Origin of the sequence: Thermomonas sp. (assembly GCF_041905325.1) — a bacterium.
Taxonomy (GTDB): domain Bacteria; phylum Pseudomonadota; class Gammaproteobacteria; order Xanthomonadales; family Xanthomonadaceae; genus Thermomonas.
The window spans coordinates 155,211-181,241 of sequence record NZ_JAYRLK010000002.1; the positions used below are offsets into that span (position 1 = coordinate 155,211).

Here is a 26,031-nt window from a genome sequence, read left to right on the forward strand (position 1 = left end):
TACAACACCAGTCATTGGCGCCTCCCCCATGCACGATTTCGTCCCGACCCCCGCTTTCCGCTTCGGTCGCACCCTTCCCATCGCCTGTCTCGGTGCGCTGCTCGCGTTCGGCCTGGTGGCCTGCAAGGGCGGCCAGGGCACGGGCATGCCCGACAAGAAAGGCGACAAGGCCGACGAGGCCATCCCGGTGGAAGTGGCCAAGGCGGCGCGGCGCTCGATTTCCGCCAGCTACAACGGCACCGCCGCGCTGGAAGCACGCGGGGATGCACAGGTGGTCTCGAAAACCTCCGGCATCGCGCTGAAGGTGCTGGCCGACGTGGGCCAGCATGTCGTCGCCGGACAGACGTTGGTGAGCATCGACCGCGACCGCGCGGTGTTGCAGGAGGCGCAGGCCGATGCGCAGGTGCGCAAGCTGGAAGCCAATTACCGGCGCGCCACCCAGCTGGCCGAGCAGAAAATGGTCAGTGCCAATGACGTCGACCAGTTGCGCTATGACCTCGACAACGCCCGTGCCCAGTTGCGCATGGCGCGACTGGAGCTGTCCTACGGCAATGTCACCGCGCCGATTTCCGGGGTGATTTCCACGCGTGACATCAAGCCCGGCAACTTCGTGCAGATCAACACGCCGATCTTCACCATCGTCGATACCTCGTGGCTGGAGGCCACGTTGAACGTGCCGGAGCGCGAGATCGAGACGCTCAAGCCCGGCCAGGCGGTGGAGCTGGCGGCCGACGCGCTGCCGGGCAAGACCTTCGCCGGCCGCATCGATCGCGTGTCGCCGGTGGTGGATGCCGGCAGCGGCACCTTCCGGGTGGTGTGCGCGTTTGCCGGCGACGACCTGCTGCAACCGGGCATGTTCGGCCGCATCCGCATCCGCTACGACCAGCGTGCCGATGCACTGGTGATTCCGCGGGCGGCGTTACTGGAGGATGGCGGCGAGCCGGCGGTGTTCGTGGCGCGCGGCAGCAAGGCGGCGCGGGTCACGGTGAAGCTGGGCTACGACGATGGCCCATGGGTGGAAGTGCGCAACGGCCTGCGGGCCGGTGACCAGGTGGTGGTGGCGGGCAAGGCCGCGCTGCGCGAGGGCACGGCGGTGAAGGTACTGCAAATGGACGCGGCCCCGGCGGCGCAGGCGGCACGATGAGCCCGAACGACAGCCACGACCCGCTGGTGGCACCCGACGGCGGTTTCAGCCTGGTGGAGTTCGCCACCCGCCGCCGCGTCACCATCGCGATGATGACCGTCACCCTGGTGCTGTTCGGCCTGATCGCGCTGGGCAGCCTGAAGGTGAACCTGCTGCCGGACCTCAGTTATCCCACCCTGACCGTCCGTACCGATTACCCGGGTGCCGCGCCGGCCGAGGTGGAAACCCTGATCTCGCAGCCGGCGGAAGAAGCGCTGGGCGTGGTGAAGGGCCTGCGCAAGCTGAAGTCGGTGTCGCGCACCGGCCAGTCCGACGTGGTGCTGGAGTTCGCCTGGGGCACCGACATGGACCAGGCCAGCCTGGACGTGCGCGACAAGATGGAATCGCTGCAGTTCCCGCTGGAAGCCAAGGCACCGGTGTTGCTGCGTTTCAACCCGTCCACCCAGCCGATCATGCGGCTGGCGCTGTCGCCCAAGCAGGCCGGCGGTGGCGGGGATGACATCCGCCGGTTGATGGAGCTGCGCCGGTACGCCGACGAAGACCTCAAGCGCAAGCTCGAGCCGGTCACCGGGGTGGCGGCGGTGAAGGTCGGGGGGGGGCTTGAAGACGAGGTGCAGGTGGACGTGGACCAGCGCAAGCTGGCGCAGTTGGGCCTGACCATCGATGCCGTGATCCAGCGCTTGCAGCAGGAGAACGTGAACATCTCCGGCGGCCGCCTGGAAGAGGGGTCGCAGCGTTACCTGGTGCGCACCGTCAACCAGTTCGCCAATGTCGATGAAATCCGCAACATGTTGCTGACCACCCGCGCCGCGGCCAGCAGCAACAGTGGTACCCAGCAGGCGATGCGGGTGGCGGCGGCCAGCGGCAATGCCAGCGTGATGGCGGCGCTTGCGCAAGGTGGCGGCAACAATGCCGGCGCCGGGACCGAAGCGCTGCGGTTGGGCGACGTGGCCACGGTGCGGCAGGCGTACAAGGAACGCGAGTCGATCATCCGCCTCGACGGCCGCGAGGCGGTGGAGCTGGCCATCTACAAGGAAGGTGATGCCAATACCGTGGCCACCGCCGATGCCCTGGAGAAAAAGCTCAAGGACATCCGCGAGACGTTGCCGCGCGGGGTGGAGCTGACCACCATTGAAGATCAGTCGATCTTCATCCGCAACGCCATCCATGACGTGAAGGTGGATGGCGTGATCGGCGGCCTGCTGTCGATCCTCATCATCTTCCTGTTCCTGCGCGACGGCTGGAGCACGTTCGTCATCTCGCTGTCGCTGCCGGTGTCGATCATTGCCACCTTCTTCTTCATGGGGCGGCTGGATTTGTCGCTGAACGTGATGTCGCTGGGTGGCCTGGCGCTGGCCACCGGGCTGGTGGTGGACGACTCGATCGTGGTGCTGGAATCGATTGCCAAAGCCCGTGAGCGCGGGCTGGGCATCCTCGACGCCGCGATCGCCGGCACCCGCGAGGTCAGCATGGCGGTGGTGGCGTCCACGCTGACCACCATCGCGGTATTCCTGCCGCTGGTGTTCGTGCAGGGCATCGCCGGGCAGCTGTTCCGCGACCAGGCGCTGACGGTGGCGATTGCCATCGCGGTCTCGCTGGTGGTGGCGATGACGTTGATCCCGATGCTCAGTGCGCTGAAGGGGCGCGCGCCGATGGGCTTCCCCGAGGAGGCACTGCAGCCGCGCTGGCAGGCGGCAAGCACCTGGCAGATGCCGGCCATGTATGCCGGGCGCGGCGTGGGTGCGTTGTTCCGCTACGGGTTCTTCGGCGTGGTGTGGGCCATCGTCCGCGTCTGGCGTGGCATGGGGGCCGTGGTCGGGCCGGTGATGCGGCGTGCCAGCGATCTGGCGATGGCCCCCTATGCACGCGCCGAGCGCGGGTATCTGCGCATCCTGCCGATCGCGCTGGCGCGTCCGGTGCCGGTCTTGCTGGTGGCGGGCACGGCGTTCGCGGCCACCCTGGCGGTGTTGCCGTTGCTGGGGACCGACCTGATCCCGCAGCTGGCGCAGGACCGGTTCGAGATGACCGCCAAGCTGGCCCCGGGCACGCCGTTGGCGAAGACCGATGCGCTGATCCGGCAGGTGCAGGCGGCGCACGCGAAGGATGCCGGCGCGCGCCTGCTGTACGGCGTGTCCGGTACCGGCACGCGACTGGACGCCAACCCCACCGAGAGCGGCGAGAACATCGGCAAGCTCGATATCGTGATGACCGGCAACGACGCCGAGGGACCGTTGACCGAGGCGCTGCGCAAGACCTTGCGCGAGCATCCCGGCGTGCAGGTGGACTTCGCCAGGCCGGAACTGTTCTCGCTGTCGCCACCGCTGGAAATCGAAGTGGAGGGCAATGACCTCGACGTCATCCGCACCGCCGGCAACAAGCTGGCACGGATGCTGCGCGCCAACCCGCACTACGCCGACGTGAAGTCCACGGTGGAGCAGGGCTTCCCCGAGATCCAGATCGTGTTCGACCAGGATCGCGCCGCCGCACTGGGCCTGACCACCCGGCAAGTCGCGGATGCGGTGACCAAGAAGGTGGCCGGCGAGGTGGCCACCCGCTACAGCTTCCGCGACCGCAAGATCGACGTGCTGGTGCGCACCCGCGAAAGCGACCGCGCCTCGGTGGATGACATCCGCCACCTGATCGTCAGTTCGGCCAAGGGGGCGCCGGTGGAATTGCAGGCGGTGGCGCAGGTGATCGCCACCAGCGGCCCCAGTGAAATCCACCGCGCCGACCATCGGCGCGTGGCGATCGTGTCGGCCAACCTGCGCGACATCGACCTGGGCGCGGCCATCCGCGAAGTGGAAACGCTGGTGGCCAGGGAACCGCTGGGCGTGAACATCGGCATGCAGATCGGCGGGCAGGGCCAGGAGCTGGACGAGTCGCTGCGCTCGCTCTTGTTCGCCTTCGCGCTGGCGGTGTTCATGGTCTACCTGGTGATGGCCTCGCAGTTCGAATCCTTGCTGCACCCGTTTGTCATCCTGTTCACCATCCCGCTGGCGCTGGTGGGTGCGGTGGCCGCGCTGGTGCTGACCCGTTCGCCGGTGTCGGTGGTGGTGTTCATCGGCCTGATCCTGCTGGTGGGGCTGGTGGTGAAGAACGCCATCATCCTGGTGGACAAGGTCAACCAGTTGCGCGAGGAGGGCGTGGCCAAGCGCGTGGCGCTGGTGGAAGGCGCGCGTTCGCGCCTGCGCCCGATCATGATGACCACGCTGTGCGCCGTGTTCGGCTTCATGCCGCTGGCACTGGCCTTCGGCGACGGTGCCGAGGTGCGCAGCCCGATGGCGGTGACGGTGATCGGTGGCCTGCTGGTGTCCACCCTGCTGACCCTGGTGGTGATTCCGGTGGTGTACGACCTGCTGGACCGCAAGCCCGACGCGTTCTACGTCGAACGCGGCCGCCGCGCGCGCAAGGACGCCGAGGCGGTGGCAAGCGTGGTCTCGCATGAGCATGACCCCTTGAACGGTGGCGTGAAGGGTTGATGCGATGAACATCACCGAGCTGTCCATCCGTCGTCCCGTCACCACCATCATGCTGTTCGTGTCGATGGTGGTGATCGGCCTGATCGCCGGTTTCCGGCTGCCGCTGGAATCGCAGCCGGAGGCCTCGGCGCCGTTCTTCTTCGTGCAGCTGCCCTACCAGGGCTCCACCCCGGAGGAGACCGAACGCAACCTGGTGCGGCCGGTGGAAGAGGCGCTGGCCACCATGACCGGCATCAAGTCGATGAACGCCAACGCCAGCGCCGATGGGGGTGGCGTGTTCGTGCAGTTCAGCGACTGGGGCCGCGACGTCGCGGTGGCGGCATCGGAGGCCCGCGAACGCATCGATGCGATCCGCGACCAGTTGCCCGATGATTTCCGCCGCTACTTCGTGCGCCGCTGGAGTACCGGCGACCAGGAGGCGATCAGCCTGCGCCTGAGCAGCAAGGAAGACCTGACCTCGCGCGGCGAACTGATCGACCAGAGCATCAAGCGCCGGCTGGAACGCTTGCCCGGCGTGGCCCGCATCGAAGTGGAAGGCGTGCCGGTGCAGGAGGTGGTGGTGGCGATCGAGCCTGACCGCCTGAATGCCAATGGCGTGGTGCTCAACGAATTGGTCAGTCGCCTGCAATCGGCCAACTTCTCCGTCTCCGGCGGGCAGATCACCGATGACGGCCGCCGCCTGCGCATCCAGCCCAAGGGTGAGTTGCTCAACCTCGACCAACTGCGTGGCCTGCCGATCAACGCGCGCGGCGTGCGGCTGGGCGACATCGCCGGCGTCGCCCTGCAACCGCAGCGCATGACCTACGTGCGGCAGATGGACGGCCGCCCCAGCGTCGGGGTGGACATCTACAAGGAGCGTGCGGCGAACCTGGTGGACCTGTCGAAGGCGGTGCATGCCGAGTTGGAAGTGTTGAAGCGTGATCCGGCGATGCGCGGGATCGACATCGAGGTCACCGAAGACCAGGGCGAGCAGGTCATCAGTTCGCTGACGGCGCTGGCGGAGGCTGGCGCGATCGGCTTGCTGCTGTCGGTGGCGGTGCTGTATTTCTTCCTGCGCCACTGGCCGTCGACGTTGATGGTGACGCTGGCGATCCCGATCTGCTTCATCATGACGCTGGGCTTCATGTACTTCGCCGGCATCACCCTCAACATCCTGTCGATGATGGGCTTGTTGCTGGCGGTGGGCATGCTGGTGGACAACGCCGTGGTGGTGGTGGAAAGCATCTACCAGGAGCGCGAGAAATATCCGGGCCAGCCGCGCCTGGCGTCGGTGATCGGCACCCGCCATGTCGCCATCGCGCTGTCCGCGGGCACCTTGTGCCATTGCATCGTGTTCCTGCCGATGATGTTCGGCGAGAAGAACATGCTGACCATCTTCCTCGCCCAGTTGGCGGTGACCATTTCGGTGTCGCTGCTGGCGTCGTGGCTGGTGGCCATCAGCCTGATCCCGATGCTGTCGGCGCGCATGCGAACCCCGCCGGCGTTGAAGTCGCCGTTCATCACCCGCCTGCAATCGCGTTACGCCCGCGTGCTGCGCTGGAGCCTGGAGCACCGCGGCTGGAGCGTGGCCGGCATCCTGCTGATCATCGCGCTGAGCTTCGTGCCGATCCATTTCTCCAAGGACGACGGCGGCGACGAGAGCGACCCCACCCAGGTGGGGCTGTTCTACCAGTGGCAGGGGTCCTATTCGAAGGAGCAGATGGGCCAGGTGGTGGCGGAGGTCGAGAAATACATCAACGCCAACCGCAAGCGCTTCGCGGTCAAGCAGGTGTATTCGCGCTACGCCGAGCAGGGTTGGGCGATGACCCAGGTGACGCTGGACACGCACGACCCGACCAAGGCCAAGGCCATCGCCGACGAGATCCGCAAGGGCCTGCCGAAGTCCGCGCGTGCCAACATCGGCATGGGCCGGCAAGGAGGCATGGGTGCGGATGACAAGAGCATTTCCTTCAGCCTGACTGGCGATTCCACCCAGGTGCTGCGTGAGTTGGCAGACGACATCCTGCCCATCCTGGCCCGCAGCAAGAACCTGCGCGACGTGCGCGTGGACACCGGCGACGCCAACAGCGAGCTCAACGTGCGGGTGAACCGCGAGCGCGCCGCCGCCTACGGTTTCAGCGCGCAGCAGGTGGCGCAATTCGTGGGCATGGCCTTGCGCGGGGCTTCGTTGCAGGCGTTCCACCGCGAGGAAGTGGAAGTGCCGGTCAGCGTGCGCTTCAAGGACGCGGAGCATTACGGCACCGCCGACCTGCAATCATTCACCGTGCGCGCCGCCGATGGCCGCAGCGTACCGTTGCTGGCGATGGTGGACGTTGGCATCAAGCCTTCGGCCAACACCATCCAGCGGATGAACCGGCAGACCATGCTGAAGGTGCAGGCCAGCCTGGCCCCCGGGGCATCGATGCCGGGCGCGCGCAAGGAAATCGAGGAAACCCTGAAGCGGATCGACTTTCCGCCCGGCTACGGTTCCACCTTCGAAGGCGGCGGCTTCGGCATGAACATGGACATGAACCAGCAGATGCTGCGCAACGTGTTCATCGCGCTGGCGCTGATGTTCATCGTCATGGCCGCGGTGTTCGAGTCGCTGCTGTTCCCGCTGGCCATCATGAGCTGCGTGGTGTTCTCGATCTTCGGCGTGTACTGGGCGCTGTGGCTGACCGGCACCGAGTTCAACATCATGGCCTTCATCGGCATCCTGGTGTTGATGGGCGTGGTGGTGAACAACGGGATCGTGATGATCGAGCACATCAACAACCTGCGTCGGCGCGGCCTGCCGCGCATCGAGGCGCTGGTGGAGGGCAGCCGCGAGCGCCTGCGCCCGATCATGATGACCATGGGGACCGCCATCCTGGCGATGGTGCCGATCGCGCTGTCCACCACCCAGGTGGCCGGCGACGGCCCGCCGTACTATCCGATGGCGCGTGCCATCGCCGGCGGGTTGGCGTTCTCCACCGTGGTCAGCCTGCTGTTCCTGCCCACCATCTATGCGTTGCTGGACGATTTGCGCGCCGGTACCGGGCGCATCATCGCCCGCGCAAGGATGACCCGCACGCAGCGGAAGGCGGGCCTGGCTGCCGGTTGAGTACCGATCGGGTCGGACACCGAAGCGCGCCTCGGGTTTCCGCGGGCGCGGCATGCCGGAACTTTCCCGCGGCCCCGGGGTCGGATGCCGGGCCCTGGACCGGACGAGAGGCAAGCGGATGACCATGATCGGATGGCGCAGCGGTGCGCGGTTGCTGGGCTGTGCCTGCATCGCCATGGCGTTGGCCGGTTGCCTGGCGCGGCCGCTGGTGCGACCGGCGCGGGACGCGGCGCGCGAGGTGCAGACGCAGGCGATCGCGCAGGCCGTGCTGGCCACCGCGAAGACGGGGGACTGGCTGGTGATCCGCGGTTACCACGCCACCGACGCGCTGGTGGCCAATGCCACCGGCATTCCGCTGAGCCATGTGGCGGTGTACAACGCCGACTTGCGTGTCGTGGTGGGCGCGGAAGGCAAGGGCGTGCAGCGGGAGGCGCTGGCCGATTTCGTCGCGCGCGCCGACCGGGTGCTGGTGATCCGTCCGCGCTGGCGCAGCGACGACAATGCCGGCAAGGCCTGGGATGCGGCGGATGCGCTGGTGGGGAAAAGTTACGACTTCCTCGGCACCATCGGCTTCAACCAGCCCGACCGGTATTACTGCAGCGAGCTGGCAGTCCACGTCTACCGTCCGTGGTGGCGCGGCAACGAGCGTTTCCCGAAAGTCATCAAGCCGGGCGAGATGTACCTGTTCGGCACCGTCGTGTACGACTCGCTGGACCGCGAAGAGCGCGACGACGGGCACGCGGCTTCGGCTTCCGGCTGAGGCTTGCGGCACTCAGGATGAGTTGCTGCGGATGCGCTGAACCCGCTTGCGATATTCCCGCACGTTGTCGCCGTCGATGCGGGTTTCGCGGGTGCCGTGCACTTCGTCGATCTTGTGGTCGTCTTGCATGCCGGTGACGGGCTTGGCGTCGACGGCGGTTTCGCGCTCGAAGGCGTGGGATTTGTCGGTGTTGCGGTAGTACCGGTACATCGCCCAGTAGAAACCGGCGCTACCAGCCGGGCCAAGCAACAGGAGCCAGGTGCCGTGGTCGCTCATGGTCACCTCAAGATGAAGATGGCAAGGGTTTCGAGGATGGTGCCCACGGTCAGCGCAGCGAGCAGCAGTTTCCACTGCTGGATCGGGATGCTGCCCATGGTCTCGCCGGTGCGGCCGTTGACCGCGATGTAGTGCAGCATGCCGCCGTTGCTGCCGGGTTGGTGGTAGGAATACAGCCACACCGGCAGGTACATCGCCACCCAGCGCGAGCCGTGCACTTCCAGTTGCTCCTGTTCCCAGCGCACGCCGCGGTCGTAGCGGCTGACCGAGCTTTCCACCTGTGCGCGGGTGATCGACAGCAGTTGGTCTTCCAGGTGCGGCATCAGTTGCTGCACGTTCTGGTCGCGTTTTTCGGAGCTGAAGCCGGACAGATAGGAGGCGTTCCACTTCACCGCGTTCTTGGTGTCGAACGGCAGGATGGCGTTGATGATGTTGTTGGTGTTGTGGCGGGTATCGAGGTTGCCGCGCATCGACGAGGATTCCATCGGCAAGTCGTCGACGGTGAAGTCCACGTGCCGCTCCACCGCGTACACGTCGGCGTCGTAATAGGTCTTCTTGTTGTCGCCGCTGCCCTGCGTGTAGCGGCGGGTCTCGATTTCGCCGCAGCCGGCGACATCGGCGCTGGCCTTGGCATCCACGATCATGTAGGGCAGATACACACCCACCACGTTCTCGGGGGTGAACTGGTTCTTGAACGCTTCCAATGCGAACAGCCGGCGCTTGTCCACGAACTGCCGGATGCGCGCCACGGCGTCGTCTTTCTTGATATGGAAAGGCAGCACCGCATCCGGCACCGCGCCATTGGCCACCTGTTCGTTCACGCCGAACACATGCCGGCACCAATGGCAGCGCGCGGTCATCGCGTTTTCGGTATTCACCGTGACTTCGGCGCCGCAGCCGGTGCACTTGAAGGTCACCATGCTGCTCACGTCGGCGGCGATGTCCTGCGCGCCCGACGCCACCACCGTGCCTTCCAGCTGGTCGATGTTCTCGCCCAGCCCGAAGGCTTCTTCCACCCGTTCCGCCGTCCATTCGTTGCGGCAGTACAGGCAGATCAGCTGGTCGGTGCCGGGGCGCTGCTTGATCTCGGTGGAGCCGCATTTCGGGCAATGGTTCTGGCCATCCTTGAGCTCCTGCGCCGAGGTGTCGATGGCGACCGGATCGGGCGCTGTGAGCTCGTCGCGGATGGGCTTGGGCAGGGTGCCCGGGTCGATCGGGAAGCTGCCCGGCAAGGGCGGCACGTCGCGGGGCGACCCCGGGCCGGTGGGCAACGGCGGCGGTGTTCCCGCCCCGGAGGGCGGGAGTGGCGGTGGCATCGTGTTTGACATCGGGGGCCTGCGGGTGGCGGGTTACAGGCCCAGGGCCTTGTTCTTCAGCGCGTCGTAATCGGCCTGCGAAATCAGCCCGAGGTCGAGCATTTCCTTGGCCTTCTTCAGTTTGGCAACCGGGTCGTCGGCCGCCGGGGCGGGCGGTGCCACCGGCTGCTGCAGGCCGGCCATCCCGCCCATCATCCCGGAGGCCATGCCGATCCCCATCATGCCCGCCGCGCCGCCGTTCTCGCCGGCCGCCTGCATGCCCGCGGCCACGCTGGCCTGCAAGTTGGAATTGCCGCGCGCACCCGACAGCGCGTCGGCGCGCTGCACGGTCTTCAGCAGCTCCTTGGTGTTGGCGTCGTACTCGATCGAGACGATCGCGGTCTTGGCGATCACCAGGCCGCGATCGGACTTCCACTGGTAGGCGTTTTCCACCGCATCCGACAGGCTCTTGGCAAAACCGATCGAATCCTGCTGGATCTTGGTGATGCGGTTGCCCTTGGACGGGTCGTTGGTGTACAGGCTGAACGCCGGTGCCAGCGAGCCCACCACTTCGTTGAACAACTGGCTGGCGGCGGCGTTGTCGATGTCGGTGAAGTCGAACACCTGGCCGGGCTGCAGGTAGGTGGCCGGCACGAAGTTCTTCACGAACAGGATCGGATCCACGATCTTCATCGTGTACGAGCCGCGCGTCATCGCGCCGACCTGGGTGTTGAGGAAGCCGTCATCCCAGTAGATTTCCGACTGGGTGCCGAAGCGGTTGTCCGGCAGCTCCTTCAGCGAGACGAAGAAGGCCGCCTGCTGCGAGCCCGGCTGGCCGCCGAACTTGAAGCGCTCCCAGCTTTGCATGATGAGCGAATCGACCAGGCCGTCGCCGGCGAAGATCGACTTCGAGTTGAGGTCGTCCGACTTCCATTCGTAGGCGCCGGCCTCGGCGGCGAAGCCGGTGATCTTGCCGTCCTGGAACAGCAGCAGGCCATAGCCTTCCGGCACGATGATCTTCGAGCCGTTGCTGATGATGTTCGAGGAGCCGTGGGTGTTGGAGCCGCGGCCGGCATTGGTGCCGTGCGCTACCGCCGCGAACAGCGCCGCGGTTGGCGGCAGGCCGTCGGGGATGGTGTAGAAGTCCTTCCACTGGTCGCCCAGCATGCCGCCCACTGCGCCTTTCACCGCCTGTATCAGACCCATGGCATCGCTCCGTGATTCGTGGCCAGGCACCGCGCCGGCCTTACCTGACGCACTATACCCATCGCGATGCTGCACGGAAGCTGCACGGCGTAGCCCGCATGGTCTATGCCGGTTTGGACGTCATGCTGCCCTCCCTGCAAATTGCAGTTGCAATGTGGCCGCGGGTTCCATACAATGCGCGACTCTGCTGCGGGGTGGAGCAGTCTGGCAGCTCGTCGGGCTCATAACCCGAAGGTCGCAGGTTCAAATCCTGCCCCCGCTACCACATTTATCTGCACAGACGAATTGGCGATCTCGGCAACGGGGTCGCCTTTTTCGTTCTGGCGCACGGGGATGTCGCGGCCCAGCAGGCCGCGCAACGCTGTGCGTGCGGCGTGGATGTCGCGGGTGTAGTTGGACAGGTCGCGGGCGTACCGATCCCACACTGTGCGAGCCGCCGGGAGGATCCGGACGGGTGCGGTTGCCTTTGCGGCACTGAAGGCGTCTTCTGCGGCATCGACTGCTCGCTCGCAGGTTTCCAGCTCGGCCTTGGTGGATGCGGTGAAGATGCCGGCCTTGATCGCCTTCATCAGGTTGGCGTGTTCGGCCTTCGCCTTGGCCAAGTCGCGCTGCAGGCCGGCGAGGTCTGGGGCGTTGCGCTTGAGCGCGTCCAGCGCCGCCCTGTGGAAGGCGCTGAATGCTTCTTCGGATAGCAGTTCGCGGGTGATGCCAGCCACCAGGGCGCGCTCGGCATCACTACGGACGATGCGCAGGCGGCTCTTGCAGATCCCGGATTCCTTGGCGCGCGCACAGCCATAGCGGTAGCGGTCAACGGCGACCATTGGGCCACCGCATTCGCCGCAGCGCAGGATGCCGGACATCGTCCGCGCGGAAGTGACCAAGGCTGCGGGCGTGGCATGACTCGGCCTTGCTGGCTGGCTCAAGTGTTGAACGCTTGACAGCATTGCCGCATGTTGTAACCTGTACAACATGAAGGCCGCGCAACTCATCAACGAACGCAAAAACGACGGTGAAACCGCGTTTTTGCAAATGGTGATCTGGCAGGTGCCGCAGCCTGTTCCGGGCAGCACCCATTTGTTCAAGTACCGGCTGGTGTACGTGGTGGCCGATGAATGCGTGCTGCGTTACGACAACGAAACCGGCAAGGGCGACCACAAGCATCTTGGTGGTGCCGAGCTGCCGTACGCCTTCACCAGCATTGCCGCGTTGATTGCGGATTTCCGCACCGACATCCAGAGGTGGAAAGATGAAAACGGTCTTGTTTGAAGTGGCCACCGCAGACGATGTGTTTGCGCGCGTGCAGGCGGTGTTGGCCTCCGGCAAGCCGGATCGCTACGCGCACATGTCGTTTGAATCTGCCGAAAGCATGGCGCGTACCATGACGCCATCGCGCTGGCGGGTGATCGAGGTGATGACCGGCGCCGGCCCGTTGGGGGTGCGCGAGCTTGCCCGCCGCGTGGGGCGTGATGTGAAGGGCGTGCATAACGACGTCAATGCGCTGGTGGTGGCCGGCGTGGTCGATCGCGCCGACGACGGGAAATACGTGTTCCCGTTCGACCGGGTCAAGGTGCAGTTCGAGCTGCGTGCTGTGGCCTGATCAGCCCTCAGGCTGACTGTCGTCCCCAGGGCCATCCAACGCCGTCTCCAGCTCCACCTGCGTGGTGAAGCCGCCGCTGCCGGTGATCTGGTGGCGGGCTTTGACGATCAGCCATTCGGTGGCATCGATCTCCGGCTTGAAGCCTGTTACCGTTGCGCGCTGCTCCGGGTACAGGTCGGCGCGGCCCAGAGCCATGGTGTAGCTCATGGTAGCGCTACCGCGCTGGATGCGTTTGTTGGCGGCTTCGGCTTGCTCGCGGGCCTCTTGTTCGCTGTGGTAGGTGCCCGGCAGGCGCTTGGCATTTTCGTCGTCGCCCACCAGCACGTCGTGCTGCGTGGCTCCCTTCTTGTCGGCCCAGAATGCGCGCACGCCGGTGTAGCTGTCGCGCCCTGCAATGCTGTAGCGGTGCTGGTCGCCGTCGCGCCTGGCCAGGGTGACATCGGGCAGCGGCGTGCCATCGGCGGTCTGGCCCTTCCCGACCGGAGAGAACAGCAATGCGCCCGCCTTCACCGTGGCGATGGCATCAAAGCGCTTGGCCAGCCGGGTCAGGAAGTGCACATCGCTTTCGTTGGTCTGGTCCAGGTGGCTGATCTTGATGGCCGCAAGCGCCGCGTCGATCTTCGCCTTCAGGCCGTGCTTGCCGGCGATCGCCTTGAGGATCGCGCCCAGGGTGGTCTTGTGCCAGCTCTTTTCCTTCCGCGTGCGCATGGCCTTGGTGAAATCCGCACTGCGCGCACGGATGCTGATGATGTCGGGTGAGCCGCTGTGCTCCACCTCATCCACGGTGAACTGCCCCTTGTCCACCAGCCCGCTGCCTGCCCAGCCGATGGCCACCTGCAAAACAGCCCCGCGCGCCGGGATGGCCATGCGGCCGTCGTGGTCATGGATGCGGATGTCCAGTTGGTCCGCCTCATCGCCGCGCGCTTCTTCCAGCGTCAATTCCAGCAGGCGCGGGGCCATGCGTGCGGTCAGGTCGGTGCCGTCCAGCGAGACACGCCATGCGGGGATGGGGTAGGCGGCGGTCATGACGCGTGCTGTTGCAGCGATGTTTCATCCACCCGCAGCAGCGAAATACCGAACTCGATCTGCCGCGCCGCGCCGTCCGGGAAAAACAGGGTCTTGCCCTCGCTCAGGCTCTTGATGACGTACGCCCCGTACACGTAGCCGCGACCGTCCACCAATGGCAGCGGGCGGCCATCTTCCGCCAGGTCGCGCAGGGTGTTCAGGCTGACCTCACCGCCCGTCAATTCCTGCATCGCGGTGCCGGTCAGCTCAATGGTTTCCTCCCCGGGCCCCACATACTGGTGCGCCGCCCGCACGCCCACCCGCTCACTGCTGGCGTGCCGCCACTCGTTGCTGCGCGCCAGCTTTTCGTAGGCCAGGGTGGGCAGCGCGAACACGAAGGTGCCCAGGGTCATCATCGGCATGGCGGTGGCCTCAGTCGTAATCGCTCAGCGCCGCGCGCCGGCCCGTGGCGCGGCGGTGCTCCAGGCGCTCGATCTCCGCGCGCACCAGCGCCGCGATGTCCTGCGCCTGTGCGCCTGCCGGCGCGTTGATGGTGATGTTGTAGGTTGGTGCACCGCCCGCCTGCGTGCCCGCTGCCATGGCGGGCCGCATGTCCAGCGGCACTGCATTGCCGGCGGTGGCCATGCCGGCGGTACCGATGGCGATGCCGGCTGCCGTGGTGCGCAAGCCATTGCCGATGCGGCCCAGCGCCTGTTGCGCGCCGGATTCGCCGCCCAGCAGGCCTTGGGTGAAGCCGGCAATGGTGAAGTGACCGAAGCGCGCAAACGTGCGCGAAGGGCTGTGGATGTCCAGTTGCTTGGGGCCGGTGAAGAACCCGATCACCGCATCACCAAGCCCGCCGATCGCTTTCTTGGCTGCGCCGTACATCGAGGTGATGCCATTGATCAGGCCCTTCACGATGTCGATGCCGTATTGCAGGAATTTTGCCGGCAGCCCGCCGAAATACTGGTTGATGTTTTCCCAATTCCCACGCAGGCCGGCCATGACCTGGCCCCAGTCACCGGAGAAGATGCCAGAGATGACATCCCACAGGTTCCCCAGGCCGGTGACGATGAACCCGATGGTGTTGCCAATGAATTCGCCAACCCACTTGAACACGTTTGCAACCGTTTGCAGGGCGATGGCCAACACCACCAGCACCACACTCAGCTGCGCCCCGAAGACCTTGCCGATGAATTTCCCAACGGCTGCAAATTTGGCCAGCGTTTCCTTGCTGGCGCTGGCAGGGGCCATGATCTTGTTGAATGTGTCCGCCAGCATGTCCAGGGCCGGCATGACCGGCTGCATCGCCTCGACGAAGCCATCCCAAAATCCGGATAACAGAGCTTTCACGTAGTCCCAGTATTTCCAGATCAGCAGGCCAATGCCGGCAACCAACAGCAATGGTGCGGCGATGCTGCTGGCGGCGATGCCGGCCCCTTCCAGCGCGCCGGACAGGGTACCGGCCACCTCCATGATGGTGCCGATGGTGCTGGCCAGGAAACCCAGCGGCACCAGCACGGACCCTGCCGCAACCAGCAGCAGTGCAAAGCCGGCAGCCACCTTGATGATCAACGAGGCCAGCTCCGGGTTGTCGGCAACAAACGCGCCGATCTTGTCGAACAGCACCCCGGCCTTGTCGGCCAGGGTCGTCAGGCTTGGTTCAAGTGCGTCGAATGCCTTGAGTTTCAATTCCGTGAGCTTGATCTGGAACATATCCAGCTTCTTCTGCGCGGACTTCATGCGCTTGATGTAGTCGGCATCCAGCACGCCAGAAGCTCCCGCCGCACCTTGCTGGATGCTTTTCAGCTGGTCGCCGTGTTCCAGGGCTGGCCGAATGAACGCCGCAGCCTGCTGATCCCGGAACAAATCGCCAAGCGCGTATGCCTCTGCCACCCGCTGCAATGCCTGTTGGCGCTCTTCGTCATCCTTGAGTGACATTGCCGCCCGCAGGGACTTCAATGCCTCCGGACCCTTCTTGCCCATGTACTCTGTGATCAACTGAAGCGAGCCCTCCATTGGTGCGATGCCTTGCGCTTGCAGCTCCATCAGGCGCTTTTTCAGATCGATTCCGACCCGCTTGAAGTTGCCAAGCGTTTCCGGCGAGCTGATTTTCATGAGGAAGTTTTTCAGGTTGTTGCCCGCCTCATCGGTGCTGCCGGCACCAAGTTTCGCCACCTGCAAGGCTGCACCCAATTGGTTGACGGCATCGCGCCCATGTACGCCCAGCGAGGCCATCATCGGGGTCAGTGTCGGCATCCATTTGGCCATATCGCGCAGTTCGAAGCTGCCCTGCTTGCCTGCATAGGCCAGCGCATCGATGGCCCCAGGCATCTGCTCGCGGGTAAGCCCAAGGTTTTGCTGCAGGCTCACCATCAGGTTGCTGAGGTCTTCCACCTCCGCGCCGCTTGCTACGCTGCTTTTGGCCAGCAGGCCAGAGTAGTAGCGCAGATCCTCAGCGGAGGAAACGCCATTGGCCACCAGCACTTGCAGTCCTTGCGAAATAACCTCTGTAGTTTGGCCGAATTTCACCGCATCGCCGCGAATCTGCGCATTGAGTGCGGCTTCTTGCTGGGGGTTGAATCCGCCCGTAATAGCGATGTCGCGCACCTGCGATTGCAGTTGCACGCCTGGCATTGTGGCCTCGCCCATGCGTTGCAGTGCCATGCTTCCGCCAGCGAATGCGGCGGCACCCTTGACTGTCATCGCCGCGCCGCTGCTCTGCCAACCTGCCGCGCGCTTTTGCGCCGCTCCCAGCTTGTCCAGTGCGGCCTTCTGCTTGTCGATCTGGCGGGTGGATGCCGTGATTTCGTGCGCCAGCCTATCCTGATGGTGTGCCAGCTTGTCAGTGCCCAAGCCGGCAGCAGCCAATGCGGCGCGTGACTGTACTAGCTCGCCGCGCTGGGCTTGCTCCAGCCGCACCAGTTTTGCCGTTGCTGCGGACTGCTCCCGCAGCTCCTTGGTGAGTTTCTTCGTCGGGTTTTCGGTGGCGTTGTAGGCGTTTTGCAGTGCGCGCAGAGCGCGTTGCTGTGCCAGCATTTTCTGTGCGGTGGCTGCCGTGCGGGTTTCCAGGTCGCGATGTTTGGCCAGCTGCCCTTGCTGGGCTTCCAGCGCCTTGAGGTTGTCGCGTGTTGCGCGCAGGGTTCTTGACAGCCTGGTGCTGCTTTCGTTGATGGCCTTGAACTTGCCGGTCACCTTGTCAACCGTGTCCAGTATCACCTGCAACTTGAGGGAATTAGCGCCCATGCGCGCCCCCCCCGGGCGGGGTTACTGTGGCTTGGCAGTGCGGCCCTGCGCTTCCAGCAGCTCGCGCACGGCGCGCAGTCCATCCGGCAATGCGCGTTGCGCTGGCGGCGGTGTGGGCTTCACAGAAATGCGCTTCATTGCGCGCCCCAGTTGGCGTGCTTGGCCCCATGTCATCACGGTGCCGTCGTCCATGTGGCGCAGGATTTCGCTGTCTGCGGGCTCGGCATGCTGTGGCTCCGGCACATCCAGCGGAGGCGGTGCCAGCCAGTTCGTGACCGAGCGCAGGATATTGCCGATGGCCGACAGTGCGCCAATGGCCAACAGCAACGCCGCGATGAAGACCAGAACGTCCATGCGCCGATCCTACCACTACTCCGCTTCGCACCGTTGCCGTGCCCGTTCGCGCCATGCCATCAGCTCCATCAAATCCATGTCTTGCATCGCGGCGGGGGGCCAGTGAAACACCGCCGCGATGTCGGCCATGGCGTCTTCTACGTGGTTTGGGAGGCCGGCAGGTTCGCCCTGTCCGCCTTGCTCATGAAAAAACCCAGCAGTTCCGTGCCCAGGGCGGTGATGTCCACCAGGTCGAGTTGCTGCACGTCCTGTGCGGTCAGCGTGGGGGTGGTGATGCGCGGCAGCACGGCGATCAGTGCAGCCACGTCCAGCCGCAGCAGGTCGGCCAGGGCGATACCGCGCAGCTCGCCGGCGGCGGGCTTGCGCAGGGCGACGGCGGCAATGCTCTGCTCACCCCGGGTGATGGGGGTTTCCAGGGTGATGCCGGCAGGGGTGGTTGGTTGCTTCATGGGGGCTCCTTTGCGGGGTGTTGGACGGGTCAGGCACCGATGGCCATGCGCTGCTGCATCATGCGGTCAACGCCATCGATGACTTCAACGAAGTTGGGGATGTCGATCTCCACCAGTGTCTGGCCATTGACCGACAGCTTGTAATAGCTGGCCACCGTCTTGAACTTGAACTCGGTGTCATCGCCAGCCTTGGCCTTGCCGGCCTCGATCTCCTCGTGACGGCCACGCACCACCACCTCCACCGCGTCCACCTGGCCGGTGTCGTCGCGCTGATAGGCCCCGGCAAAGCGCAGCATCACGCCGTCATGGCGGGCGATGCCGAACTGCGCGAACACATCGCGCATCAGGCCTCCGCAGACCACTTCGAATTCCAGGCCTTCCATGCCCTGGTCGATCTTGATCGGCGCGTTCATGCCGCCGCCGCGCCAGTCTTCCATTTTGCGGGTGAGTTTGGGCAGCGTCACTTCGCCCACTTGGCCAATGTAGGTCTGGCCGTCGTTGAACAGGTTCAGGTTCTTGAGCTTGCGGGGCAGGGCCATGGGGGCATCCTCGATATGTCAGGGGCGGGTCAGCCGTTCACGCGGGTGGCGAAGTCGGCCAGGTAGCGGTCGGTGATGCGCTGGCGCAGTTGCAGGTTTTCCAGCGGCGGCACAGGGGTGTAGTCGTAGTCGATGTACAGCTTGCCGTCGGCCAATGTGGTGCTGGTGTTGGCGTCGGCGTCGTACCAGGCACTGCCGTCGATGATGTAACCCAGCGCTTTCAGCTCGCGGAATTTGGCGTTGATGGTTTCCACGATGTCGCGGATCAGCGATGGCTGCATCGGCTTGTCGATGGCCCACAACATGGCGTCGGCAATGCTGTCTGCCAGCACCTGCGCCGTGCGCGCGGCGCTCTCGAATGCAAACAGCGGGTCATCGCTGCATGTGCGGCTGCCCCAGAAGCGGTAGCCGTTGGCCTTCACCAGGGTGGTGACCGCTGCCGCGTTGAGCATGCCGGCATCGGTGCCGGGATCCTGCAGATCCCAGAACACGTCCTTCGACAGGCCGGTGACGCCGTTGACGGCGATGTTCGACAGCGTCTTGTGCCAGCCGATCTCTTCGTCGATCTTCGCGCGCAGGCCCAGTGCCCGCGCCACCGCGCTGGCGGGCTCGCTGGCGCTGGTGGTGGAGTTCCATGCCACGAAGTCCGGCCAGATCAGCATCAGCTCGCGTGCACCGAATTCGTCGCGGTACAGCGCCGCCGCGCTCACGTCGGCACAGTCAAATGCGTTGGCGTACACCATCGCCCGCAGTTTCTGCGCAACGGCGACCAGCGCGGTGGTCACCGCCTGGTTGTCCAGGCCGGGTGCGCCCAGGATGCGCGGCTTCACGCCCAGCTGCGCCTGCGCCGCCAGCAGAGCCTGCATGCCGGTGTACGTGCCGCCACTGCCGCCGCCAATGGCCTTGCTGGTTTGGTCGGCGGCAATGGCCTCCGGGTCTGCACCAGCACCGTCGGCAACGCGCACCACCACCACCAGCGGGTCGCACTGATCCACGATGGCCAGCAGGCTGTTGCGCAGGGTGCCCTGCGTGCCCGCTTTGGCGATGGCTTGGCGGACGTTGGTCAGCAGCACGGGCTTGTCAAGCGGGAACAGTGCCACGTCGGCATCGCTGGCCGTGCACACCAGGCCGATGATGGCGGTGGCGACGGTGCGGATGGGGCGGCTGCCCGAGTTGATTTCGATGACGCGTACGCCGTGGTGGTAGTCGGTAGGCATGGGGGCGGCTCCGGGGTCAGTGGGTGCGGTAGAGCAGGGGGATGGTCAGGCGGGTGCGGTCGGTGGCGCGGCTGGCATCCAGCAACACGCCCTCCAGTTCCAGCACGCAGCGCCCCGGGGCATCGCCCTGGTGCAGCTGCACGCGGATCAGGCGGATGCGCGGTTCCCAGCGCATCAGCGCCAGCGTCGCCGCGCCGTACAGGCGCAGTCGGGTGGCGTCGTTGAACGGCTGGTCGATCAGCTCCGGCAGCAGGCTGCCGTAGTCGCGCCGCATCACGCGGCTGCCCAGCGGGGTGGTCAGGATGTCGGCAACGGATTGCGCCAGGTGCTGCATTCCCGACAGCGCGCGGCCAGTGGTGGCGTCGATGCCGATCATTGCGGCGCACCCGTGCTGTCCGTGCCGGCGTCCACGCCGCCGTGGGTGTGGGATTTCAGACTGATGCCGCCCCCGATGACATCGGTGGCCACCGTGGCGGTGCCGGTTGCCTGGATATCGCCATTGACCTGCACGTTGCCGTTGATGGTGGTGTCGGCATTGATCGTCACGCCGCCACTGGCGGTGATGGATGCGCTGCCGCCGCTGCACAGCACGGCATCCAGCGCGTGGGCCGTGGCGTCATAGCGCAGCGTGGTGCCATCCGGATAGCGCACCAGGTGCACAGCAGCATCCGCTGCTGGCGGCGGCAGCGCATCGGAATACATCCCGCGCAGGAACACCGCGCCACTGGTGTCGCCATCGGGGCACAACACGACGCCCTGCTCGCCAACGCTCGGGGCGCTCCACTCGATGGTGGTGCCCACGCGCGGCACCAGCCACGGCACCCACCCCGTGGTGAGCGCGCCCGTGGTCACCCGGCACCGTGCATCGGCATGATCCACCTCGGCGACAGTGCCCAGGCGGATCAAGTTGCCGGTTAGGCGGCGTTGTTCAGCGGCAGCATGCATGCCCGCGATGCTGGGCCATGCGGCGCGCCCGCGCAGCACGTCGCGGATGTAGCGCCGGGCGTAACACCACCCTCACCGCGCCTGCGTCATCACCAGCTCGTGGTAGTCCACAACCAGCGTGCGCGCCGTTGTTCCCGCCAGTTTGATCAGCAGCGTCATGTGCGCGAGCGCGGCAGTTGGTAGCGGATCTGTCATGGTGGCAACCAACGTGCCGTCGATATAGATTTTGCACTCCGTGCCAGCCGCATTGATGACCCCCTCAATGGTGGTGTAGGTACCGGCTACCGGTGTGATGGGCGTACTGATTGCCGGCGATCCAACCCCGCCCACAGCCGCCGCGACCTGCCACTGTCCATAGGCCCCGGACGCCTGGCAAAACACACGCACTACGTCGGCGGCTCCGACAAATGTGTTGAACAGCCCGACCTGCACGAAAAAATCATCCGTGACATCGGGCAGCGTCGGTATTTTGAACCGCTGTTTGAACCTCACTTCTCCGCCGCCCAGTTTCACCACCGCGCCGTTGGTGCTGCACAGGCGCGCGTAACCATTCGATGCAGTACCTGTACTGAGCGTCAGCAGCCCGGGGGCCCCCGCCTCGACGGTCTGTGTGACCGACGCGCCGGTCGTGGCGCTGAGGCACGCGACGACGCTGCGCGACGCCGGGAAAACGGTCGCCATGTTCGTTGCGGTCGTCGTCGCGTAGCCGGTCAGAAAATCATCGAACAGCCGCGTACTGACCGCTGGCGACGTAGCGCCCCCTAGTGCCACGATGGCCTGTTTGACCCGCTGCGGTGTCCAGGCGTAGCGCGTGGTGCTGGTGCCGGCCTCGGCGGCGGCCTGCGAGACCGTGCTGGCCGTCCACTCGCGCGCGTCGGCCAGGCGGCTGTCGCTGGTGCCGACGTAGCCGGCGGCGGCGTGATTCCCCCAGCCGTAGGCGGTGTCTGCTTTGCTGCCCTGCGCTGCCGTGGCGTAGGCGCTGGAGTCCGTGGCCGCCGCCGTGCCCAGTGTCGGTTTGCCGGTCAGCGCGCCGTAGGTGCCGTCGAACGACGACGTGCCCGCACCGATTGCCGTACGCGCCGCCGCCGCGTCGGTGGCGGTCAGCACGCTGCGCCCGGTGGCCGTGCTGTCGCTGATCGCGCTGGCGGTGTGGGTGTGGCTGGCCGGCGCGGACGCCGCTTGCGCTGCCGCTGCCGCGCCGGCTGCGTCCGCGCCGACGTCGGCAGGGCCCAGCACGATCGTGCCCGTCTGCCCGTTGACGGAAGCCACGGCAGCGGTGCCGGTGGGGTATTCGAGCTGCGTCCAACTGGACAGCTGCGTGGGGTCTGCGGCAGTCACGAACCACGTCGTGCCCAGGTCTGTGCGGATCGCCCAGTCGCCAGGCTGTCCGTCGAGCGCCAGCATCGCGGCCTGCGAGGCCACCCGCCCGAGGAACTCTGTCACGGCGATGGCCGGTATCTGCGACGTGGGCACCACGCCACCGACCAGCGAGGCCACGCTGGTGCCGACAGCGGTCTGCGGCACGGCGGCGTCCGCTTTCGCCCCCTGCGCGGCAGTCGCAAACGCGCTGGTGCTCGCCATCGCGGCGCTGCCCAGCGCGGCCATCGCTGCGGCTGCGGTGCCGGCCGGGTCACTGGCCGCCTGGGCGGCAGCGGCGGCACCGGCGGGGTCGCACGTGGTGATGGCTGCGGCAATGGCCGCTGCCTGCGCCGTGCTGACCGGTTTGTCCGCGTCGGCGGTGTTGTCAACGCTGCCCAGCCCGATGTCGGCTGCCGTCGGTGGTGCTGGCGGCGGTGGCAGCGGGTGGACGTGGTCTGCACGCGCGGCGTAGGGCGAGGCACCGGCGGATGCCGTGCCGAGCGGCTGCGCCGGGTCGGCGGACAAACCGCCTGCGCCGCCGGTGAACGCCAGCGTCAACGCCGTGCCGGCGATCGACGCCTCGACGCCCGGGCCGGTGACGTTGACGGATGTCACTCCGCCCGCCGCCGCCATGGCAGTGGATGCGTGCAGCCACGTCATCGCCGGTTGACGCGGCACCAGCACGTCCTGTGGCTCTGCTGGGGCCGCCGTGGACAGATCAATCACGGCATCCGTTGGCAGCACCTGGATGGTGTAGGCGTCGCGCCCGCCAGCAACCAGTTCGCGCACGGTGTAGTACACGCCGCCCGCCAGCGTTGGCAGCGCAAATCCGGACGGGATGGCCCCACCCACCAGCGTGGTGCTCAGTTTTGCCGGCAGAGTGATGGTGGCTCCATCCACCACCACCGGCGTACGCGGCAGGAAATGCACGTCGCCAGCAGGGGGCGGTGCAGCAGCATCGCGATACGCGAACGCGCCAATCACGGGCACCATGGTGATGGTCATCAGTACGGTGCCATTTTGATGTTGTGATGCAGCACGAAGGCGACGCCATCATCGCCGGCCCAGAAACACCGATCGCCCACGGTGATGTGCTGCACGGTGATCGCTCCCAGCGATATGGCGTCTGCCACCGTGGAATCTGCGCGGGTACCGTGGATGGTGCGCGTGGGGACAATGTGGCCAGGCGTTTGCGGGGCGGGCAGGTAGCCCAGCTCGGTGGGGATGGGGGCCGTGGTGGAGCAGGTCAGCGAGCCAGCGCCGAACGCGAGGCGGCAGCCGTCGGCAATGGCGGGCGCGCTGTACGTCACCACGCCGAAGCACTCCTCCCCGTTGGCAGGGTCACACAGCAGCAGCTCATCGCCCACGCGCACATCGCCAGCACGCAGAAGGCCGGAACGGCCAATCACGAACGCATCCACACTGGGGCAACTACCGCCACCGCCACCGCCGCCTGGGTCGCCGCCGCCGCTGCCGGTACCGCTGGATGGGTAGGCCACGGTCACCTGGCCCACCACGATGTTGCCGGCGGTTGCAAACGGCACCCCTGAATCCGTGGTGGTTTTCAGCGTCTTGGCCCCGCCGGAGAACGCAGGGTCTTCGTAGTACAAGTAGTAGGTGATGGAGCTGCCGCCTGTTCCGCTCAACGCCGCAGTGCTGGCGTCATACGCCTTCGACGTGACGCCGTTGGTGTAGGTCCCCGCCGTCACCGACACCGTGGCCGTGGCGGGCGTGCCCGCAGCAGCGGTGTAGGTGATGGCTGCACCGGACAGCCACCCGCTGCCGTCCACGACCCCCTGGGCAACCCATTGGAATGCGATGGGGGTGCCGATGTTGGCCGAATCTCCACCGCCTTCAGCGATGTCGAACAGCACCATGAAGCCGGTGGCGCTGGGTGGCGCGGCCAGCACGGGCACGGGTGGCCCGCCAGATGTGCTGGCCGCCACCGGTGTGATGCACACGTTGGGCGATGCGCCGGGTTTGAACGGGAACGGGTATGTCACTGCCTTGCTGGTGGAATAGGTGCCGGAGGCCGGCGCTGTGGCCGTGCCGGTCTGGATCATCCAGTCATTGCCCGCCTGTCCGGGGATGCGCACATGCGCGGCGCTGGTGTAGGCGGGCGGGGTCTGTGCGGCAATGGTGATCTCGTTGCCGGCTTGCGACACCGTGACATTGCTGCCCGCCTTGATGCTGCGAAAGCGCAGGTCCGCACCCACCTTGTCGGCATACACCTGCCCCGCACCCGCGCCCAGGTTGCTGGCGGTGTTGTCCACGCCGTTGGTGGCGGCAATGGTGATCTCGGTGCCGGTCTGCGACACGGTGACGTTGCTGCCCGCCTTGAGTGAGCGGAATTGCAGGTCGGCACCGGATTTGGCTGCATACACCTGCCCCGCACCCGCGCCAAGGTTGCTGGCGGTGTTGTCCACGCCGTTGGCGGCGGCAATGGTGATCTCGGTGCCGGTCTGCGACACGGTGACGTTGCTGCCCGCCTTGATGCTGCGAAATTGCAGCGTGCTGCCCGCCTTGGTGGAAAACAGTTGCCCACCGCCCGCACCCAGGTTGCCGGCGGTGACGGCAAACCCCTGCGTGTTCACCCATGCCTGCGTGGCATAGCCCTGCAAGCTCACCCACGCCTGTGTGGCGAAGGCCTGCGAGGTCACCCATGTTTGCGTGGCATACCCCTTGGCATCCACCCATGCCTGCGTGGCCCACAGCACGCTGCTGTCCACGGTCAGGGTGATGGCAGCGGTGTCGGAGACCTCCAGGATCGCGCGGATGACAAGCTCTTTGCCGCTGCCCTCGCTCAGGATGGGCTTGTAACTCTCCGGGAAGTTGCCGTAGGCGATCAGGTCGCCATCGGCATCGAACACCCCCAACTCCCGGATCGTCCAGCCCCCGATAGCGGGGGCCAGCACGGTTTCTGCCGTCACCCAGTTGGTGTTCACCGGGTGCGTGGTCAGGCTGCTCAATGGCTGCCGGTGCACCTCGCGCACCAGCGCCGCCACGGTGTCGGTGGGCACCACCGGCACCCCGCCGCCATCGCCCACGGCCATGGCCACCAGCGCCAACGGGTCACCCCCCGCAAGGAACGCCGCCAATTTCGCCTGCCCGGTCTGGGTCGGCAGCATGCAGTAGGTTGTCATGGTCATGCCCCCGGCACATAGGGCTCTGCCGTCACCGACAGATGGCCGGAAAAATGCACGCGGTACGTGCCAGCTGCCGGCACCGAGAAATGGATATCCGCGTGCATGTAGCCGTGTGCTACCACCTGGCCAAACGTGGGGGATGACGCATCAGCATCTTCAACAACGACGGTGCCGAAAGCAGCTGGGGATTCCCCTAGTTGCAGGCCAATGATGGGTGCAAAGCCGCCGGCGGGCGCGGCTGTCGGATGGGACAGAATTCGGCCAGCAGCAGCGGCGGTGGCGACGATGTCCGAATATCCGGACACGCTGACAGCCCGCCCAACCCTGCTCCACACGATGCACGAATCAACCGCGTCCGGGGCAGGGGGCTCAACGACATCCCACGCCACGCACAGCTCAACGTTTGTGGCCCCCTCGAAAGGCCCGTTGACTGCCCGCTGCGAGCCGCCGGATGCAATGTCAACCTCCGGGGCAGCACCCAGCACGGTCCTTTTCCCGGCTGGATCCACCACCGCCAGCACAGGGTCCGGGCCGGTGTCATCGGCCACCAGCGCCAGGTAACCGGGTTGCTCCGGCGGGTTGGTGCCATCGTCCAGTTTCAACAGGATGCTCATCAGCGAATCTCCACAAGGGTGCCGTCAACGACCAGATCGCCGTCGATGCGGATGGGGATGAAATACAGCGCCTGCGTGTTTGCGGGCACGGTGAAGGTGGTGCCGGCCGGGATCAGCGTGGGCACGAACGCCGGAGGCGGCAGGTGTTCCGGCGGCACGACGCCGTTGGCATCCAACGGGGCAAGACCCTCCGGCATGGCCACCGACAGGCGGCCATCCTGCTGCGACTCGGGCGCACCCAGGGTCTTGGCATACACCCATGGCGCGGAGGCGGCGGACAGGGGTGGCAGGTCTTCCAGAAAGATCGGCGTGGTCATG

Annotated in this window: 24 protein-coding genes and 1 tRNA gene; 7 read left to right on the plus strand and 18 right to left on the minus strand. The window is 66.1% G+C overall.

Annotated elements, in window-relative coordinates; all coding sequences use genetic code 11:
- Nucleotides 1–28: 28 nt before the first annotated feature.
- From ACE3OK_RS02945 to ACE3OK_RS02960, 4 genes are all read left to right on the plus strand, one after another.
- Nucleotides 29–1,144: an efflux RND transporter periplasmic adaptor subunit gene (locus ACE3OK_RS02945; RefSeq protein WP_374248044.1), complete on the plus strand. Its 1,116-nt coding sequence runs from the start codon at nt 29–31 to the stop codon at nt 1,142–1,144.
- Nucleotides 1,141–4,623, plus strand: a complete 3,483-nt coding sequence (locus tag ACE3OK_RS02950; protein ID WP_374248045.1) for an efflux RND transporter permease subunit — start codon at nt 1,141–1,143, stop codon at nt 4,621–4,623. Before ACE3OK_RS02945 ends, ACE3OK_RS02950 begins: the two co-directional genes overlap by 4 nt.
- A gap of 4 nt (nt 4,624–4,627) precedes the next feature.
- Nucleotides 4,628–7,705, plus strand: a complete 3,078-nt coding sequence (locus tag ACE3OK_RS02955; protein ID WP_374248046.1) for an efflux RND transporter permease subunit — start codon at nt 4,628–4,630, stop codon at nt 7,703–7,705.
- Between the two features lie 118 nt (nt 7,706–7,823).
- Nucleotides 7,824–8,465: a YiiX/YebB-like N1pC/P60 family cysteine hydrolase gene (locus ACE3OK_RS02960; RefSeq protein ID WP_374248047.1), complete on the plus strand. Its 642-nt coding sequence runs from the start codon at nt 7,824–7,826 to the stop codon at nt 8,463–8,465.
- 12 nt (nt 8,466–8,477) lie between these two features.
- Here ACE3OK_RS02960 and ACE3OK_RS02965 read toward each other — a convergent pair whose 3' ends face one another.
- The 3 genes from ACE3OK_RS02965 to ACE3OK_RS02975 are packed head-to-tail and all read right to left on the minus strand — an operon-like array spanning nt 8,478 to nt 11,242.
- Nucleotides 8,478–8,741: a hypothetical protein gene (locus ACE3OK_RS02965; protein WP_374248048.1), complete on the minus strand. Its 264-nt coding sequence runs from the start codon at nt 8,739–8,741 to the stop codon at nt 8,478–8,480.
- A gap of 2 nt (nt 8,742–8,743) precedes the next feature.
- On the minus strand, nt 8,744–10,057 hold the full coding sequence (locus ACE3OK_RS02970; RefSeq protein WP_374248049.1) for a TFIIB-type zinc ribbon-containing protein: 1,314 nt from the start codon (nt 10,055–10,057) through the stop codon (nt 8,744–8,746).
- Nucleotides 10,058–10,090: 33 nt separating this feature from the next.
- A complete protein-coding gene (locus tag ACE3OK_RS02975) occupies nt 10,091–11,242 on the minus strand; it encodes an SPFH domain-containing protein (protein ID WP_374248050.1) in 1,152 nt (383 codons plus the stop codon).
- Between the two features lie 188 nt (nt 11,243–11,430).
- Between ACE3OK_RS02975 and ACE3OK_RS02980 the strand changes: the two genes are divergently transcribed.
- Nucleotides 11,431–11,507, plus strand: a tRNA-Met gene (locus tag ACE3OK_RS02980).
- On the opposite strand, the gene ACE3OK_RS02985 is transcribed toward ACE3OK_RS02980, so the two are convergent.
- Nucleotides 11,464–12,231 carry a recombinase zinc beta ribbon domain-containing protein gene (locus ACE3OK_RS02985; RefSeq protein ID WP_374248291.1) on the minus strand — a complete coding sequence of 256 codons (768 nt, stop codon included), beginning with the start codon at nt 12,229–12,231 and terminating at the stop codon, nt 11,464–11,466. The two genes, ACE3OK_RS02980 and ACE3OK_RS02985, sit on opposite strands and share 44 nt — an antisense overlap.
- Here ACE3OK_RS02985 and ACE3OK_RS02990 point away from each other — a divergent pair.
- Both ACE3OK_RS02990 and ACE3OK_RS02995 read left to right on the plus strand, forming a co-directional pair.
- Complete coding sequence (locus ACE3OK_RS02990) at nt 12,212–12,508, plus strand: DUF6516 family protein (RefSeq protein ID WP_374248051.1); 297 nt, start codon at nt 12,212–12,214, stop codon at nt 12,506–12,508. The two genes, ACE3OK_RS02985 and ACE3OK_RS02990, sit on opposite strands and share 20 nt — an antisense overlap.
- Entirely contained in the window at nt 12,489–12,839 is a 351-nt protein-coding gene (locus tag ACE3OK_RS02995; protein ID WP_374248052.1) for a transcriptional regulator, read from the plus strand. Before ACE3OK_RS02990 ends, ACE3OK_RS02995 begins: the two co-directional genes overlap by 20 nt.
- Here the strand turns inward: ACE3OK_RS02995 and ACE3OK_RS03000 are convergent, their stop codons facing one another.
- The 14 genes from ACE3OK_RS03000 to ACE3OK_RS03065 all read right to left on the minus strand — a co-directional run bounded on the left by ACE3OK_RS03000 (nt 12,840) and on the right by ACE3OK_RS03065 (nt 26,030).
- Entirely contained in the window at nt 12,840–13,865 is a 1,026-nt protein-coding gene (locus tag ACE3OK_RS03000) for a phage late control D family protein (protein ID WP_374248053.1), read from the minus strand.
- Nucleotides 13,862–14,266 (minus strand): phage tail protein, encoded by a 405-nt coding sequence (locus tag ACE3OK_RS03005; protein WP_374248054.1) that lies wholly within the window; start codon nt 14,264–14,266, stop codon nt 13,862–13,864. The genes ACE3OK_RS03000 and ACE3OK_RS03005 overlap by 4 nt, the downstream gene beginning before the upstream one ends.
- A gap of 10 nt (nt 14,267–14,276) precedes the next feature.
- Nucleotides 14,277–17,090 (minus strand): phage tail tape measure protein, encoded by a 2,814-nt coding sequence (locus ACE3OK_RS03010; protein WP_374248055.1) that lies wholly within the window; start codon nt 17,088–17,090, stop codon nt 14,277–14,279.
- Nucleotides 17,091–17,111: 21 nt separating this feature from the next.
- Nucleotides 17,112–17,444 carry a hypothetical protein gene (locus ACE3OK_RS03015; protein WP_374248056.1) on the minus strand — a complete coding sequence of 111 codons (333 nt, stop codon included), beginning with the start codon at nt 17,442–17,444 and terminating at the stop codon, nt 17,112–17,114.
- Nucleotides 17,445–17,459: 15 nt separating this feature from the next.
- Nucleotides 17,460–17,573, minus strand: a complete 114-nt coding sequence (locus tag ACE3OK_RS03020) for a GpE family phage tail protein (protein WP_374248057.1) — start codon at nt 17,571–17,573, stop codon at nt 17,460–17,462.
- Nucleotides 17,574–17,581: 8 nt separating this feature from the next.
- On the minus strand, nt 17,582–17,893 hold the full coding sequence (locus ACE3OK_RS03025) for a phage tail assembly protein (protein ID WP_374248058.1): 312 nt from the start codon (nt 17,891–17,893) through the stop codon (nt 17,582–17,584).
- Nucleotides 17,894–17,922: 29 nt separating this feature from the next.
- Nucleotides 17,923–18,432 carry a phage major tail tube protein gene (locus ACE3OK_RS03030; RefSeq protein WP_374248059.1) on the minus strand — a complete coding sequence of 170 codons (510 nt, stop codon included), beginning with the start codon at nt 18,430–18,432 and terminating at the stop codon, nt 17,923–17,925.
- Nucleotides 18,433–18,461: 29 nt separating this feature from the next.
- The gene (locus tag ACE3OK_RS03035; RefSeq protein ID WP_374248060.1) at nt 18,462–19,649 is read right to left on the minus strand and encodes a phage tail sheath protein; all 1,188 of its coding nucleotides are present in this window, start codon (nt 19,647–19,649) and stop codon (nt 18,462–18,464) included.
- Nucleotides 19,650–19,665: 16 nt separating this feature from the next.
- Nucleotides 19,666–20,025, minus strand: coding sequence for a GPW/gp25 family protein (locus tag ACE3OK_RS03040; protein ID WP_374248061.1), 360 nt, complete (start codon nt 20,023–20,025; stop codon nt 19,666–19,668).
- On the minus strand, nt 20,022–20,594 hold the full coding sequence (locus ACE3OK_RS03045) for a phage baseplate assembly protein V (RefSeq protein WP_374248063.1): 573 nt from the start codon (nt 20,592–20,594) through the stop codon (nt 20,022–20,024). The genes ACE3OK_RS03040 and ACE3OK_RS03045 overlap by 4 nt, the downstream gene beginning before the upstream one ends.
- A gap of 72 nt (nt 20,595–20,666) precedes the next feature.
- Complete coding sequence (locus ACE3OK_RS03050; protein WP_374248064.1) at nt 20,667–22,958, minus strand: hypothetical protein; 2,292 nt, start codon at nt 22,956–22,958, stop codon at nt 20,667–20,669.
- On the minus strand, nt 22,958–25,102 hold the full coding sequence (locus ACE3OK_RS03055) for a phage tail protein (RefSeq protein WP_374248065.1): 2,145 nt from the start codon (nt 25,100–25,102) through the stop codon (nt 22,958–22,960). Before ACE3OK_RS03055 ends, ACE3OK_RS03050 begins: the two co-directional genes overlap by 1 nt.
- Complete coding sequence (locus ACE3OK_RS03060; protein WP_374248066.1) at nt 25,099–25,713, minus strand: hypothetical protein; 615 nt, start codon at nt 25,711–25,713, stop codon at nt 25,099–25,101. Before ACE3OK_RS03060 ends, ACE3OK_RS03055 begins: the two co-directional genes overlap by 4 nt.
- Entirely contained in the window at nt 25,713–26,030 is a 318-nt protein-coding gene (locus ACE3OK_RS03065) for a hypothetical protein (RefSeq protein WP_374248067.1), read from the minus strand. Before ACE3OK_RS03065 ends, ACE3OK_RS03060 begins: the two co-directional genes overlap by 1 nt.
- Nucleotide 26,031 lies beyond the last annotated feature (1 nt).